We start from the raw sequence: 15,868 nt of genomic DNA, 5'->3' as shown, positions 1-15,868 counted from the left end.
AGGGGGCGGCGGCAGTGTTCTTTGGACGGTATGACTGCACCATCGACGCCAAAGGCCGCCTGAACTTCCCGGCCAGGTTCCGGGAGGGGATGGGCGAGAGCTTTGTGGTGATGGAGTGGCTGGACCAGTGCCTGTTCGCCCTGCCCATGGAGGAAGTGGAACGCATCTCCCAGCGCCTGGGCGCCGACGAGCTGGTGACCAGCTGGGAGATCACGGGGGACTTGTTCAGCACCGCCTGCGAGGTGGCGCCGGACAAGCAGGGCCGCATCCTGCTGCCCGCCAGCCTGCGGCAGTATGCAGGGCTGGAAAGGACGGCGGCGGTGATCGGCAACCGCAGCCATGTGGAGATCTGGGATGCAGCCCGGTGGGACGCCCGCCGCGCCGCCATCACCAACGAACAGCGCGCCGCCCGCCTGCGGGAGCTGCACATCTGATCCCGGGGCGGGCTGTAGTTTTGATTTTGGATCGAAAGGGGGCGAGGCCAATGGCCACGGAACAGGAACAGCAGGCTTTTGACCCGGCCTCGTTTGCCCATGTGCCGGTGCTGCTGGAGGAATGCCTGGAAGGGCTGGCCATCCGGCCCGGCGGCATCTATCTGGACGGCACGGCGGGGGGCGCGGGCCATTCCCGGGCCATCGCCAGCCGGCTGGACGCAGCGGCCGGAGGCAGGCTGGTGGCTCTGGACCAGGACCCCGACGCGGTGCAGACCGCACGCCAGCGTCTGGCGGGGCTGCCCGCCACGGTGGTGCAGATCAATTTCCGCTATGCGGCGCAGGCTCTGGCCGATCTGGGCATCCCTCAGATCGACGGCGCCCTGCTGGATCTGGGCGTATCCAGTCACCAGCTGGACGACGCGGAGCGCGGGTTCTCCTACCGGGCCGACGCGCCGCTGGATATGCGGATGAGCCAGGAAGGCACCAGCGCGGCCGACCTGGTGAACACCCTCCCCCGGGAGGAGCTGGCCCGCATCCTGCGGGATTACGGCGAGGAACCCTATGCCTGGCAGATCGCGGGCCGCATCGAGGAGGCCCGTGCCCAGGCCCCCATCCAGACCACCCTCCAGCTGGCGGGGCTGGTGGCGTCGGCCGTGCCCCCTGCGGTGCGCCGCAAGGATAAGAACCCGGCCCGGCGCAGCTTTCAGGCGCTGCGCATAGCGGTCAACCACGAGCTGGACGCGCTGGATGACGGACTGGAGGCCATCTTCGGGGCGCTGGCCCCGGGCGGGAGGCTGTGCGTCATCACCTTCCACTCTTTGGAGGACAGGCTGGTGAAGAACAAGTTCCGCCGCTGGGCGACCGCCTGCACCTGCCCGCCTGAGTTCCCTGTCTGTGTCTGCGGCGGCAGGGCCAAGGCGAAATTGATCACCCGCAAACCCATCGAAGCGAAGCCCGACGAGCTGGCCGGCAACCGGCGCAGCCGTTCGGCCCATTTGCGTGTTTTGGAAAAATTGTAAGGCGCCGCCCCCCAGGGGCGAGCGCAGAAGGGAAGAGGATACATCATGGGTCAGCCTGCATATGATTACAATTACAGTGCACAGACGGTCCGCCGCCCGGCGCCCCAGCCCGGCCGGCGGGTAGATCTGCGGGTCGAACAGGGGGGCAAGCGCAGTCTTTCACCCCTCCGGGCCATGATGCAGCACGGCGTGCAGATCCTTGCGCTGGGGCTTCTGGCCGGGCTGTCGGTGGCGCTGCTGTTCAGCGAAGCCCGCATCGTAGAGCTGAGCGGGGACATCCGGCAGGCCAAGGCCGCCCTTGTCTCGGCCCAGAGCCAGAATGATTACTACACCACCACCATCAACGTCCAGTCCAGCATCAACCGCGTCGAGGATGCGGCGGGCCGGCTGGGCCTGATGAAGATCGACGACAGCCAGATCACCTACATCCGCCTGGACGACCAGAGCGTTCTGACCCGCCGCGAGAGTGCCGTGGAGAAGTGGACCGATACCCTGCAGGCAGGCATGTCCAGCCTGCTGCGCACCATCGAGCCGCCGGCAGACGCACAGTAAAAAAGCAGAGCCTCCCAGGGCGACCGGGAGGCATATCACCCGGGGAAGCGTGCCGCTGCGCACGCTTTTTCGGTTTCAGGCGGCCTTTGAGCTTTGGGGCCCGGGGGCCGCCGTCAGGAGAAGCAGATGAACCAACCAAACGACCGCAGGCGGAAAGGCAGCTCCCTCCGCCGCGACCCAGATTATGCGCCCATCCCTTCCCGGACCCGGAAGGTGGGGCTGGCCGTCTCGATCGGGGCGGTGGCGCTGGCGACCGCCATCGTGGTGGGCAGCCTGTACAACATACAGATCCGCAACGGCGAGATGTTCAGCCGGTACGCCAGCGACCAGCAGCTGCTGGACAGCACCATCCAGGCCACCCGCGGGGAGATCTACGACGCCACCGGCAAGGTGCTGGCCTCCACCAGCGTGGTGTGGGACATCTGGTGCGACCCCAGCTATTCCAGCGCACTGTACAACAGCCAGACCCTCACCGGCACCGACGAAGCCGGCCAGGAGACCGAGAGCACCGTCCGCACCCTGGACGCCGCGGCCTGCGCCGAGATCAGCCGGGAGATCACCCTGCGGCTGCTGTCGGGGGACGGCGTCAGCCTGGATTCCGTCAACACGGCCTCGGCGGAGTACACCCAGCAGTATGAGAAAGTGTATGCGGCCCTCAGCAGCATCGATTCCTCCTACCAGGTGCTGGCCGAGAAGGCCAACAACGCGGTGAAGGAATCCATCGAGGAATACGTCAGCACCCGCAATGCGGCCCAGGGCACCGGTCGGCTGTCGGTGTCCTCCTCCCGCACCTACCAGCGCAACTACCCCTATGGGGCGTTCGCGGCGGCGGTGCTGGGCTTCACCAACGCGGACGGCGACGGGGCCTATGGGCTGGAGAAGTCCTACGACGACGTGCTGTCGGGAACCGACGGACGCACCATCACCATCCGCAACGCCCGGGGCAACGCCATCGCGGACAGCAGCGCCGTCACCTACGACGCCAAAGACGGCAACAGCCTGGTGCTGACGCTGGACAGCACCATCCAGGAAGTGGTGGAGAAATACCTGGTGGAGGCGGTGGCGGCCAACACGGTGGAGAACCGGGGCTGCGCCATCGTCATGGACGTGAACACCGGCGGGATCCTGGCCATGGCCTCCAAGCCGGACTTCGACCCCAACGACCCCAACAATTACACCGCCAACCAGGCCTACCTGGAAGAACTGGTGCGGGCGGAACCCGAACTGTACGGCATCTACCTCCAAAACGAGGACGGCAGCTACGTCACCGACGAGGAGGGCAACCGCATCCTGGACCCCGAGGCGGACTACTCGGGCTACTTCCGGGACATCATGTGGAAAAACAAGACCATCACCGAGCTCTACTACCCCGGCAGCGTGTTCAAGGTCATCACCGCCGCCATGGGCCTGGACTCGGGCAAAGCCTCTTACAATACCACCCTCAACTGCTCCGGCGCCTATGCCGTGGCCAAACAGACCTACCACTGCGCCGGACGCCACAGCCACGGGATGCAGAACCTGGCCGACGCTTTGCGCAACAGCTGCAACATCTATTTCATCCAGCTGGGCCAGCGCCTGGGTGCGCAGACCTTCTATGACTATTTCCAGGCCTTCGGCTTCACCGAGCGCACCGGCGTGGACCTGCCCAACGAGACGTCCTATATGCAGTACTACACCGACCAGAACATGGGCGAGGTGGAGCTGGCGTCCTCGGCCTTCGGCCAGTCCATGGCGGTCACCCCCCTGCAGGTGTGCACCGCTATTGCGGCGTCGGTCAACGGGGGATACCTGGTGACCCCCCATGTGGTGGACCAGATCGTGGACGCCAACGGCAACGTGGTGCAGCAGATCGGGGCCAATGTCCGCCGTCAGGTGATCAGCGAGACGGCCAGCGAGACCATCCGCCAGATCATGGAGTACGAAGTGGGGGACGGCACCACCCAGAGCGGCGGCTACCGCGCCTATGTGGCCGGCTACCGCATCGGGGGCAAGTCGGGCACCTCCGAGCTGCTGAACATGGACCGCCGCGCCGACGGCGACTACAAAAAGGCGGCCTCCTTCGTGGCGGTGCTGCCGGCAGACGACCCGGAGATCCTGGTCTATGTGATGCTGGACGACCCCAACAACGTCAACAGCGACTATTCCTCGGTGCTGGCCGCGCCGGTGGTGGGCAACATCATCAGTGAGATCGCCCCCTATCTGGGCATCGCCACCGACGGCATCGACCGCAGCGGCACCACCGTCAAGGTGCCCAATCTGGTGGGCACCGAGTGGAGCAACGCCCAGGTGTCCCTGAACATCCGGGGCCTGGCCCACCATCTGGTGGAGAGCACCACCGACAACACCGCCGCCCCGGTCACCTGGCAGTATCCCACGGCGGGCACCACCGTGCCCAGCGGTACCACCGTCTATCTGTACACGGAGGGCTACGGCGGACAGACCACCGAGGTGCCCGACCTGACCGGCAAGAGCGCCGACTTTGCCCGGCAGATGCTGCTGGCCGCCGGACTGAACTGCACCATCGAAGGGGACAGCCAGGGCCTGGTACAGAGCCAGAGCGCCGCCCCCGGCGACCGGGTGCAGCTGGGCACCATCGTCACCATCACCTGCGGCTAAAAGTGAAGGATGGGCGAAAAGCAGGCCGTCCGGCTTGCCAGAGCCTGCCGCAGGGCTTTATAATAAAAGCGGCAATCCTGTAAGAACCATTATGAAAGGGGATAGGAACGAATGGAACACATCGCAGCAAAGACCCTTCTGGCAGGGCTGGTCCCTGCCCAGCGCCTTGCCGACGGGCAGGACATCACCCTGGTGACCACCGACAGCCGGGAGGTGATCTCCGGGTGCGTCTTTGTGGCTTTCCCTGGAGAGCACTTTGACGGGCATGACTTTGCGGCCCGGGCCCTGGAGGCCGGCGCCGCCTGGGTGGTGCTGAACCACCCGGTGGAGGGGGTGCCCGAAGAAAAGACCATCCTCTGTCCCGACAGTTACCAGGCCATGATGCAGATGGGCGCCAACTACCGCGCCCAGTTCGCCCCCAAAGTGGTGGGCGTGACCGGCAGTGTGGGCAAGACCACCACCAAGGAATTCTGCGCCGTCGCCCTCAGCGGGCTGGGCCAAACCATCAAGACCGAGGGCAACCAGAACAACGAGCTGGGCCTGCCCCGCACCCTGTTCCAGATCGACGGCAGCACCCAATATGCGGTGATCGAGATGGGGATGAACCATGCAGGGGAGATCAGCCGGCTGTCCCGCTGCGCCCGGCCCGATGTGGGGGTCATCACCTGCATCGGCCTGTCCCACATCGGCAACCTGGGCAGCCAGGAGAACATCTGCAAGGCCAAGCTGGAGATCTGCGACGGGATGCCCGAGGGCGCGCCGCTGGTCCTCAACTACGATGACCCGTTCCTGCGCAAGGCGGAACTGCCCGCCCATGTGCGCCCGGTGTGGTACAGCATGACCAGCCAGGAGGCCGACGTGTATGCCTCCGCCATCCGGCAGGAAAACGACGGGATGAGCTTTTTGCTGGATGACGCCGAGAACGGCTGCTTTATGGTGCACATCCCCGCTCTGGGCCGCCACAATGTGGCCAACGCCCTGGCGGCCTACTGCGCCGCCAGCCAGCTGGGGCTGACCCCCAAGGAGGCCATCCGCCTGATGAAGGAGTTCCGCCAGACCGGTATGCGCCAGCAGATGATGGACAGCCACGGGGTGCGGATCATCCAGGACTGCTACAACGCCAACCCCAACAGTATGCAGGCGGCGCTGGAGATGTTCAAGGAGTACCCCTGCAAGCGGCGCTTCGCGGTGCTGGCCGATATGCTGGAGCTGGGGGATCAGGCCCGTGCCGCCCATGAGGAGCTGGGCCGCCTGGTGGCCCGGAGCAACATCGACCTGCTGATGACCTACGGCGAACTGGCCCGCCGCACCGCCACGGTGGCGGCCGCCAAGGGGGTCCGCACCATCCACGCCAACAACTACGAGGAGATCGCGGGCTTTTTGGCCAAGGCGGCCCAGCCGGGGGATGCGGTGCTGTTCAAAGGGAGCCGCGCCATGGCCCTGGAAAACGCCGTGGAGCGGATGAAGGAGCTGCAGGACGCCGCAGCCGCCGCCCAGGACGGTCCGAAAGAGAACGGAGACTAAATCGACCGATCGGAGATAACCTGACATGATACGTTTTGCCTTGATCGTGGCGTCGGTGCTGGGGTTTGCGCTGACGACCGCGGTCGGGAACCTGCTGGTCCCGCTGCTGCGGGCCCTCGTCCCGCCCGAGAAGGAGACTGGCCCCGGCGGCCAGCCGCAAAGCAAGGACAAGGAGGAACCACAGCCCCAGCCGCCCCGGGGCCTGCCCACCATGGGCGGGCTGTGCTTCATCATCGGCACCCTGGCCGCGGTGGGCGTGGGCTGGGTGGTGGTCTGCCTAGTGCAGCCTGAACTGCTGGGCGGCGGCCTGACCGGCCGTCTGATGCTGGGGCTGAGCGCCGGCTTCCTGCTGGGCGCGGCGGGCCTTGCGGACGATCTGGTCCGGCTGCGGCCCCGGCAGGTACTGGGGCTGCGGACAGGGCCCCGGCTGGCTTTGGAGGGGGCTGCCGCCGCTGTGACGGTGGCCGCTCTGTGGGCCGGCGAATATATGCCCACCGGCCTGACGGTGCCCCTGGCGGGCTACGTCGAGCTGGGGGCCGCTGCGGCGCCCCTGTGGGCGGCGATGCTGGTGGCCCTGGCCGAATCGGCCCGGCTGGCCGGCCCCACCGACGGGGCTGTGGCGGGGGCCGCCTTTGTGGCCATGCTGGGCCTGATGGGGGCCGAGACCATCCTGGGATTTTTCCCGCTGGCGGTGCTGCCTGCGGCCCTGGCGGGGGCGCTGATGGCGTTCCTGCTGTGGAACTTTTACCCCGCCCGGCTGATGCCCGGGGCGGTGGGCTGCCTGTTCCTGGCCGGGGCGGTGGGGGGGATCCCCCTGTCCATCGGACGGGCGGATATCGCCCTGGCTTTGGGCCTGCCCTTCTGGGCGGAGGGGCTGGCGGCGGTGCTGCAGGGGCTGTGGCGCCGGATGCGGGGCCGGCCCCTGTTCAAGGCGGGCAGCCTGGACGCCTGGCTGCGCCGAAAGGGCGGCCCGGTGGCCGCTTTCTATGTCTTTTGCGCTCTGGCGCTGGCAGGCACCCTGGCCGCTTTGCGTACGGCGCAGTTTTGAACGCGCAGAGAGAAAGGCAGGTTTTCTATGGCGGTTGCACACAGAAGACACCCCGACCCGCGGGGGCCGGTGGTGGTCTTTCAGCGGGACCCCGGGCCGTGGACCCCGCTGCTGATCAGCTGGCTGGCGACCCTGATCCTGATCGTGATCTTCGGGCTGGTGATGCTGTTCAGCGCCAGCTATACCACGGGCTACCTCCGCATGGGGGACAGCTATCACTACATCAAATCGCAGGCCCTCTATGCCCTGATCGGCATGGGGGTGATGTTCCTGTTTTCGTATTTCGACTTGCGGTTCATCCGCAAATTCGTATGGGCGGGGTATCTGGTCAGCATCCTGCTGCTGATCGTGGTGCTGTTCTGCGAACCCCTGAACGGCTGCCGCCGGTGGCTGAATTTCAAGGGCCTGCCCACACTGCAGGTGTCCGAGCTGGTCAAGTTTGAGATGATCCTGCTCACCGCGCACCTGGCCAGCCGCACCCCCCATCCCAGGCCCCAGGGAGATCCTTCGGCCAGGCGGACTGTGGGGAACTTTGGCCAGTGGCTGTTCCAGAAGGTGGTGCGGGAGCTGGCCGTTCCCCTGGCGCCTTTGCTGCCGGTGGTGGTGCTGCTGGCGCTGGAACCCCATATGTCGGGCATCGTGCTGATGTGCGCCATCGTGGGCAGCATCCTGCTGCTGAATGGCAGCGGCGGCATCATCACCTACGGGGGCGCGGCGGCCGCCGTGCTGCTGCTGGAGACCATCCTCTCCCACATCGACTCCATCCCCTACCTGCAGGACCGACTGGACGGCTGGACCCAGGACCTCAACAAGATGACCGATCAGACCCTCCAGAGCCTGTACGCCATCGGCTCGGGCGGTCTGACCGGCCTGGGCCTGGGCAACAGTGTGGAAAAGCAGCTCTGGCTGCCCGAGTGCACCAACGACTTCATCTTCAGCGTGGTGTGCGAGGAACTGGGCTTTGTGGGGGCCGTGGTGGTCATCCTGCTGTTCGTGCTGCTGCTGGTGCAGGGGTTCCTGATCGCCTTCCAGGCGTCCGACCGGTTCAGCACCCTGGTGGGGGTGGGCATCATGGCCCAGGTGGGCTGGCAGGTGTTCTGCAATGTGGCCGTCGTCACCAACACCCTGCCCAATACCGGCATCAGCCTGCCCTTCTTTTCCTCGGGCGGCACCAGCCTGCTGCTTTTGATGGCTGAGATGGGGGTCATGATCCACATCGGGCGCAACGGCGCCCAGGCCGCCGAGGCACGCCGGGCCGCCCGGATGGAGCAGGTGCGGCAGACCACGGCCCGCCCGCCCATCGTACTGGGCAATCTGCGCCGCTCCGGCGCACAGCACCGGGCACAGCTGTAAACAGCCCGGCAGACAGGAGGAATCATCCATATGCGTGTACTGATCGCAGCCGGCGGCACGGCCGGCCATATCAACCCGGCTCTGGCCATCGCGGGGGCCCTGCGGAGGGCGGACCCCGCCGCCGAGATCCATTTTGCGGGCCGGCAAGAGGGGATGGAATACCGTCTGGTGACCCAGGCGGGCTATCCCTTCCACCACATCGAGGTGACCGGTTTCCAGCGGCGGCCTTCCCTGGAGAACCTGCGCCGCAACCTGGTCACGGTGTGGAACCTGGCCCGCTCAGGCCCCCGCTGCAGGGCCATCCTCAAAGAGGTGCAGCCCGATCTGGTGATCGGCTGCGGCGGGTATGTGTCGGGCCCGGTGGTACGGGCCGCCGCCAAACACGGCATCAAGACCGCGATTCACGAACAGAACGCCTTCCCCGGGGTGACCAACAAGCTGCTGGCCCCCGAGGTGGATGTGGTCTTTGCCGCCGTGCAGGCCGGGGCGGACCGTCTGGGCGCCCCCGGCAAGACGGTGGTGGTGGGCAACCCTGTCCGCCCCGAGGTCTTTGGATGGGCGGCCCGCCGGGCCGAAGCCCGCGCCAAGCTGCACGCCGGGGACCGCACCGTCATCCTGTCCTTTGGGGGCAGCCTGGGGGCCAGGCGGATCAATGAGGTGGTGGCCGACCTGTGCGCCTGGGAGCAGAAGGAGCACAGGGACATCCTGCACCTGCACGCCACCGGCCAGTACGGCGTGCAGTTGTTCCGGGACCTGGAAAAGCAGAAGGGCTTTGCCCGGGGCGAAAACCTGGTGGTGCGGGAATACATCGACAATATGCCCGAGCTGCTGGCAGCGGCAGACCTGGTGATCAGCCGGGCCGGCGCGCTGACCCTGGCCGAACTGGAGGCCGCAGGCCGGGCTTCCGTGCTGATCCCCAGTCCCAACGTGGCCGAGAACCACCAGTATTACAACGCGCTGGAGCTGGCCAAGGTGGACGCGGCGGTGGTCATCGAAGAAAAGGACCTGACCGGCGAAAAGCTGGTGGCCGAGGTACGGCAGCTGCTGGCCGAGGAGGGCAGACTGGCCCGGATGGGCCGCAATGCCCGCACCCTGTCGGTGGACGACAGCCTGGACCAGATCGTCCGGCGGCTGCAGGACCTGCTGCGGGAGCCGTAAGGACCCGCAGACTTTGTGAGAAAGGAGGCGGGGCGGTATGCCCGCAAAGCAGCGCAGACGCAGGCCGGCCGGGCAGGCCGTCCCGCGCCGCACCCAGGGGCAGGCAAGACGCCCGGCCCCCAGCCGGCCGGTGAATAACGATCCGTATCGCACGCCGGGACAATATACCGAAGGGATACGGTTTGAAAGCCGCGGCCCGGGCCAGCGGGTGGAGGACAGCTTCTTTTATGAGCATCCGCCCCGCCGGGACAATACGGTGCAGTTCCCCACAGGGGGACGGGCCCGGCCGCCCCGCGGCGACAGCCGCAGGCCCCAGACGGCTCGTCCCGCCCGGGACAGACGTCCCCAGGCCGCGCGGCCGGCCCGGCCCGCTCCGCCCCGCCAGGAGGCCCGCAGACGCCGCCGGGTGACCCGCAAGATGCTGCGCCGCCGCCGGATGATGCGGCGGCTGACCGCGGCTTTTCTGGTGCTGTGCGTGGCGGGGGCGGGCATCTACCTGACCATGACCATGCTGTTCAAGATCAACGCCATACGGGTGGCCGGCCCCGACGGGGCAGATATCGCCCAGGCAGGCCCCTACACCAGCAGCCAGATCCTGGATGCTTTGGGGGTGCAGGTGGAGGAGAACATCTTCAGCTTTGACCCCGAGGCCAAGGCCGCCCAGCTGGAAAAAGAGTTCCCCCTGCTGGAACAGATCCAGGTGCAGCGGGTATACCCCAGTACGGTGGTGGTGCAGGTGACCCCCGCAGCCCCTGCCTATGCCATGCAGACCCCCACCGGATGGATCAGCCTGTCGGCGGGGCTCAAGATCCTGGCGGCGGAGCCGGTGCAGCCCGAGGGGCTGCCGGTGCTGTACGGCGGGGACCCGGTGAGCGTGACCCCCGGCGACCAGCTGGCCTATGCCGCGCCGCCGGAGGGAGAGACCTCCAGCCAGGCGGCGGACAGCCAGACGGGCCAGACGGCGGACAGCCGCATGAGGGCCCTGGAGACCCTGCTGGGGGCGCTGGAGGAGCACGGCCTGCTGGAGGACGTGACCCGGATCGAATACGCCGATGTGGAACAGCTGGCCTTCCTCTATCAGGACCGGATCAGCGTGCTGCTGGGCACCCTGAACGAGCTGGACTACAAGATGGACTACGCCGAATATATGCTGCTGAACAAAGAGGGCAAGGGCTGCGCCGAGACCGACACCGGCCAGCTGGATTGCAGCCATGTGCGGACCGACGGCACCTTGCAGGCCATCTTTGCTCAGGGCACGCCCGACCTGCCCTCGGGCTATCTGCCGCCGGAACAGACGGCAGCCGCAGCGCCGGAGGATGGCGCCGAGGCAGCGTCCGGCCAGCCGCAGGACGGCCAGCCGGGCACGGCTGGGCAGGAGGCCGGACAAGAAGGCACAGACGCCCCCCTGGAGGGGACGACCAATGAGGAGTGACACAGTATGAAGCTATCCGCGTTGACCCAGGGGGTGGCCTGTACGCTGGTGCAGGGCAGCCTGGATACCAACATCACCGACATCGTCTATGACAGCCGGAAGGCAGCCCCGGGGGTATTGTTCGTTTGCATCGTGGGCACCCAGCGGGACAGCCACGACTTTGCCGCCGACTGCGCGGCCAAAGGGGCGGCGGCCGTCGTCATCCAGCACGACATCGACCTGAGCGGCCTTGCGGGAGTGACGGTGCTGAAAGTGGACAACAGCCGCCGGGCCATGGCCCTGATGAGCGCCAACCTGTTCGGCAACCCCGCCCGCCGGATGACCATGATAGGCGTGACCGGCACCAAGGGCAAGACCACCACCGCCCACATGATCCGCAGCGTGCTGGAGGCGGCGGGACGCAAGGTGGGGATGATCGGCACCAACGGGGTCTATTATATGGGCCGCCACGAGGAGACCGCCAACACCACCCCCGAGAGCTATGAGCTGCAAAGATACTTCCGCACCTTTGTGGACGCGGGCTGCGACACGGTGGTGATGGAGGTATCCAGCCAGGGGCTGATGATGGACCGGGTGGCGGGCATCCACTACCAGGTGGGCGTGTTCACCAACCTCTCTCCCGACCACATCGGCCCGGGGGAGCACGCCAGCTTTGAGGAGTACCGCAGCTGGAAAGGCCAGCTGTTCCGGCGGTGCGATGTGGGCGTGGTGAACATCGATGATCCCAACACGCAGGCGCTGCTGGAAGGCCATACCTGCGCCCTGGTGACCTACGGGATGGACAGCCGGGCCGACTACCGGGCCAGCGACTGCCAGCTGCTGCGCACCCACGACTTTTTGGGGGTGACCTTCCACGTCAGCGGCCGGGATGAAATGGACGTCAAGGTGAATATGCCGGGCCAGTTCAGCGTCTACAACGCCCTGGCGGCCCTGGCGGTGGGCAAGGTGCTGGACCTGCCCGACCAGGCCATCCACGACGGTCTGGGCCGCTGTGTGGTCAAGGGCCGGGTGGAGCTGGTGCCCATCAGCAAAAAGTTCACCGTCCTGCTGGATTACGCCCACAACGAGGTGTCCACCGAGAGCCTGCTGACCACCCTGCGTGCGTACGACCCCCACCGGCTGGTGGTGGTGTTTGGCTGCGGCGGCAACCGCTCCAAACTGCGGCGGTACGGCATGGGAGAGATCTGTGCCCGGATGGCCGATTTCTCCATCCTGACCGAGGACAACAACCGCTTTGAAAAGGTGGAGGACATCCTGGCCGACATCCGTCAGGGGATGCTGCGGGGCAACCCCGACGCCCGGTTCGTGGAGATCCCCGACCGTCTGGACGCGCTGCACTACGCGGTGGACCACGCCCAGCCCGGCGACCTGATCGCTGTCATTGGGAAGGGCCACGAGACCTACCGGGACCGGATGGGGGTCAAGACGCCCTTCCTGGAGCGGGAACTGCTGGAGGAATACGCCCGGCAGACCGGCCTGGAGTGATTAAAACAAGAGAAAAAGCCCCCGGGCCGCTGCGGTGTGCAGACAGGCCCGGGGGCATTTTTGTGGATCAGGCGGTCACAGGATGCGGACCCGGATGACGGCGGGGATGGCGGAAAGCTTTTCCTTCAGCTCGCCGGTCATGGCGCCGGTGACATCCAGCATGGTGTAAGCCATGTTCTTTTTGCTCTTGTTGACCATGTTCTCGATGTTCAGGCTGGCGGCGGTGGTCAGGGCGGTGATCTGGCTGATGATGCCCGGCTCGTTGCGGTGGATGACGCAGATCCGCCGGCCCCCGGCCCGGGGCTGCTGCACATCGGGCAGGTTGACCGAATGGGTGATGTTGCCGTTGCGCAGGTAGTCGCTCAGCTCCTGGGCGGCCATGATGGCGCAGTTGTCCTCGGCCTCGGGGGTGGAGGCGCCCAGATGGGGGGTGCAGATGACTCCCGGCCTGCCCAGCAGTTCCTCGGCGGGGAAGTCGGTCATATAAACGGACACCTTGCCGCTCTCCAGGGCCTCCAGCAGGGCGGCGTTGTTCACCAGCTCGCCCCGGGCGTAGTTGAGCAGCTTGACGCCGTCCTTGCACAGGGTCAGGGTCTGGGCGTTGATGGTGTCCCGTGTGGTGGGCAGATAGGGCACATGGATGGTCAGATAGTCGCACAGGGGCAACATATCGTTCAGGTTGACGCAGTGGTGCACCTGGCTGCTGAGGTTCCAGGCGGCGTCGATGGAAATATAGGGGTCGTAGCCGTAGACGTCCATCCCCAGGGACAGGGCGCAGTTGGCCACCCGGGAACCGATGGCGCCCAGACCGATGACGCCCAGGGTCTTGCCCGCGATCTCATTGCCCACAAATTGCTTTTTGCCTTTTTCCACATCCTTTTTCAGGTTGGGGTCGCCGGCCAGGCCCTGCGCCCAGCCGGAGGCCGCGGGCACGTTGCGGCTGCCTGCGATCAGCATCCCCACCACCAGCTCGGCCACGGCGTTGGCGTTGGCGCCGGGGGTGTTGAACACCACGATGCCCTGCTCGCTGCACCGGTCCAGGGGGATGTTGTTCACCCCGGCCCCGGCCCGGGCGATGGCCAGCAGATTGGGTTTGAACTCAGTGTTCAGCAGGTCGGCGCTGCGCACCAGGATGCCGTCGGGGGCGTCGGTGTCCACCGCCACCTCAAACAGGTTTTTGGGCAGCTTTGCCAGCCCCACCGGGCTGATGGCGTTGAGTGTCTGAATGGTAAACATTTCCTGTCCCTCCTGTGCTCAAGCGTTGGCCTTGCGGAACGCTTCCATGAATTCCACCAGCTTGTCGATGCCGGCAGGGGGCATGGCGTTGTAGATGGAAGCCCGCATACCGCCCACCAGGCGATGGCCCTTCAGATTGACCAGGCCGGCCTCGGCGGCTTGGGCGCAGAACTTTTTGTCGGTGTCGGGGTCGGGGCTGGTGAAGGTGACGTTCATGGTGCTGCGGTAGCGGTGCTCCACCGGGTTGCGGTAGAAGTCCTGGCTGTCCAGATAGTCATACAGCACCTTGGCCTTGGCCTCGTTGATCTGCTGCATGGCCGCAAGGCCGCCCACCTCGTGCTCGAGGTAATCCAGCACCAGGCCGGTCATATAGATGCACCAGCAGGGCGGGGTGTTGTACATGCTGTCCTTGTTGATGAGGGTGGTGTAGTTCATCATGGTGGGGACGGTGTCGGCGGCGTGGCCCAGCAGATCCTCCCGGATGATGGCGATGGCCATGCCGGCGGGGGCCACGTTTTTCTGCACGCCGAAGTAGATGCAGCCGTACCGGGTGACATCCACCGGGCGGGACAGGATCATCGAGCTCATGTCGGCCACCAGGGGGATGCCGTCCACCTGGGGCAGCTCCACATACTGGGTGCCGAAGATGGTGTTGTTCTGGCAGATGTGGATGTAGCTGGCATCGGCGTCATAGGGGATGGCGCTGACGTCGGGGATGTAGGTGAAGTTTTTGTCCTTGCTGGAGGCCACCACGTTCACCTGTCCGAACTTGGCGGCCTCTTTGGCGGCCAGGTTGGAGAAGTTGCCGGTGACGATGTAGTCGGCCTTGCCGGTGGTCATGAAGTTGAGGGGCACCATGGCGAACTGCTGGGTGGCGCCGCCCTGGAAGAAGCCGACCTTGTAGTTGTCGGGGATCTGCATCAGCCGGCGCAGGGAGGCCTCGGTGTCCTGGATGATCTGCTCGAACCACTTGCTGCGGTGGCTCATCTCCATGACGCTCTGGCCGCTGCCGTGGTAGTCCAGAAGCTCCGCCTGGGCTTTCCTGAGGACCGGCTCGGGCAGCATGCTGGGACCGGCGCTGAAATTGTAAACTCGTGCCATAGTACATTCCTCCGTCCTATCCAAACCCGCCGGTGTCCGGCGGAACAGATGCGATCGACATAAAACAGTATAAAGGTTTTGCGGCGGCAAAAACAAGAGCTCTTTTGCACAAAAAGGCCGGCACAAAGGGGCTGTGATGGCGCAGAACACACAAATGTACGTCATGCAAATACAATATCTAATGCAAATGTAAAAGATAAGCGAAAAACGGGAAGAAAACAGGAGAATGCGCCCTTGTGCGCCGGGCCGGAAGCTGGTATAATGGATAAAACCAAGACAAATGTATAAGAAAAAGAAAGGAGAGCGGGCGTATGTACGGGATCCCGCAGCGATGCAGACCCCTGTCCGGGGCGGAGGAACAGGTGCTGCTGGCGCTTTGGCAGGCGTCGCCCCCGGCCACACGGCAGCAGATCGGCCGGCAGCTGGAGAGCCGGGGCTGGGCCGACGGCACCCTGCTGAGTTTTTTGAGCAGACTGGAGGCCAAGGGCTGGGTGCAGGTGACAAAGGAGTCGAACCGCAATGTCTACACCCCCACCGTCACGCGGCGGGCCTATGGGGTCTATTGTATGCGGGAGCGGCTGGACACCCTGTTTGGCGGGGATCTGGCAGCGGCGGTGCGGGCGCTGGTCAGCGAGTGCGGGGCGACCCCCGGCCAGCTGGAGCAGGCTGCCGCCGTACTGGAGGAAAAGCGGGCCGAGGCGGAGGAGTACGACAGCTACGACGCCTTTTTCTGAGTGCGGACGCAACTTGTGGACAGAGATATGGATTTTTGAAACTGCGATGCTACGTTTGAAAACGCGGAAAATTGCATGAAAGATGGACAGAGTGTGATAGAAAAATTAATTTTAGCACTCTGTGCTTGACAGTGCTAAAAGTTGGTGCTATACTAAAGCCGTGCTCAGGAGAAAGG

The 15,868-nt window shown here is 65.6% G+C and carries 13 protein-coding genes; 11 read left to right on the top strand and 2 right to left on the bottom strand.

Annotated features, from left to right (window positions below):
• Positions 1–14: 14 nt before the first annotated feature.
• From mraZ to B5G12_RS05790, 10 genes are all read left to right on the top strand, one after another.
• A complete protein-coding gene (gene mraZ, locus B5G12_RS05835; RefSeq protein WP_087228300.1) occupies positions 15–434 on the top strand; it encodes a division/cell wall cluster transcriptional repressor MraZ in 420 nt (139 codons plus the stop codon).
• 50 nt (positions 435–484) lie between these two features.
• Positions 485–1,453 carry a 16S rRNA (cytosine(1402)-N(4))-methyltransferase RsmH gene (rsmH, locus tag B5G12_RS05830; RefSeq protein WP_087228299.1) on the top strand — a complete coding sequence of 323 codons (969 nt, stop codon included), beginning with the start codon at positions 485–487 and terminating at the stop codon, positions 1,451–1,453.
• A 45-nt stretch (positions 1,454–1,498) separates the two neighbouring features.
• The gene (locus B5G12_RS05825) at positions 1,499–2,005 is read left to right on the top strand and encodes a cell division protein FtsL (protein WP_087324237.1); all 507 of its coding nucleotides are present in this window, start codon (positions 1,499–1,501) and stop codon (positions 2,003–2,005) included.
• Between the two features lie 126 nt (positions 2,006–2,131).
• The gene (locus B5G12_RS05820) at positions 2,132–4,621 is read left to right on the top strand and encodes a peptidoglycan D,D-transpeptidase FtsI family protein (RefSeq protein ID WP_087324236.1); all 2,490 of its coding nucleotides are present in this window, start codon (positions 2,132–2,134) and stop codon (positions 4,619–4,621) included.
• A 111-nt stretch (positions 4,622–4,732) separates the two neighbouring features.
• Positions 4,733–6,145 carry a UDP-N-acetylmuramoyl-tripeptide--D-alanyl-D-alanine ligase gene (locus B5G12_RS05815; protein WP_087228296.1) on the top strand — a complete coding sequence of 471 codons (1,413 nt, stop codon included), beginning with the start codon at positions 4,733–4,735 and terminating at the stop codon, positions 6,143–6,145.
• A gap of 25 nt (positions 6,146–6,170) precedes the next feature.
• Positions 6,171–7,193: an MraY family glycosyltransferase gene (locus B5G12_RS05810; protein ID WP_087228295.1), complete on the top strand. Its 1,023-nt coding sequence runs from the start codon at positions 6,171–6,173 to the stop codon at positions 7,191–7,193.
• Positions 7,194–7,220: 27 nt separating this feature from the next.
• The gene (locus B5G12_RS05805; RefSeq protein ID WP_087228294.1) at positions 7,221–8,546 is read left to right on the top strand and encodes an FtsW/RodA/SpoVE family cell cycle protein; all 1,326 of its coding nucleotides are present in this window, start codon (positions 7,221–7,223) and stop codon (positions 8,544–8,546) included.
• A gap of 30 nt (positions 8,547–8,576) precedes the next feature.
• Entirely contained in the window at positions 8,577–9,704 is a 1,128-nt protein-coding gene (gene murG, locus B5G12_RS05800) for an undecaprenyldiphospho-muramoylpentapeptide beta-N-acetylglucosaminyltransferase (RefSeq protein WP_087228293.1), read from the top strand.
• 37 nt (positions 9,705–9,741) lie between these two features.
• Positions 9,742–11,136 (top strand): cell division protein FtsQ/DivIB, encoded by a 1,395-nt coding sequence (locus tag B5G12_RS05795; protein WP_087324235.1) that lies wholly within the window; start codon positions 9,742–9,744, stop codon positions 11,134–11,136.
• 6 nt (positions 11,137–11,142) lie between these two features.
• Positions 11,143–12,621: a UDP-N-acetylmuramoyl-L-alanyl-D-glutamate--2,6-diaminopimelate ligase gene (locus B5G12_RS05790; protein WP_087324234.1), complete on the top strand. Its 1,479-nt coding sequence runs from the start codon at positions 11,143–11,145 to the stop codon at positions 12,619–12,621.
• Between the two features lie 75 nt (positions 12,622–12,696).
• Here B5G12_RS05790 and B5G12_RS05785 read toward each other — a convergent pair whose 3' ends face one another.
• Both B5G12_RS05785 and serC read right to left on the bottom strand, forming a co-directional pair.
• On the bottom strand, positions 12,697–13,857 hold the full coding sequence (locus tag B5G12_RS05785; RefSeq protein ID WP_087324233.1) for a phosphoglycerate dehydrogenase: 1,161 nt from the start codon (positions 13,855–13,857) through the stop codon (positions 12,697–12,699).
• An 18-nt stretch (positions 13,858–13,875) separates the two neighbouring features.
• Entirely contained in the window at positions 13,876–14,958 is a 1,083-nt protein-coding gene (gene serC, locus B5G12_RS05780; protein WP_087324232.1) for a 3-phosphoserine/phosphohydroxythreonine transaminase, read from the bottom strand.
• 311 nt (positions 14,959–15,269) lie between these two features.
• Between serC and B5G12_RS05775 the strand changes: the two genes are divergently transcribed.
• Positions 15,270–15,692 carry a BlaI/MecI/CopY family transcriptional regulator gene (locus B5G12_RS05775; protein ID WP_087324231.1) on the top strand — a complete coding sequence of 141 codons (423 nt, stop codon included), beginning with the start codon at positions 15,270–15,272 and terminating at the stop codon, positions 15,690–15,692.
• Positions 15,693–15,868 lie beyond the last annotated feature (176 nt).

The organism is Faecalibacterium sp. An58, assembly GCF_002161515.1.
GTDB lineage: Bacteria > Bacillota > Clostridia > Oscillospirales > Ruminococcaceae > Faecalibacterium > Faecalibacterium avium.
Note: the sequence above shows the minus strand (reverse complement) of the source record. Positions and strands in the feature narration are given on the sequence as shown.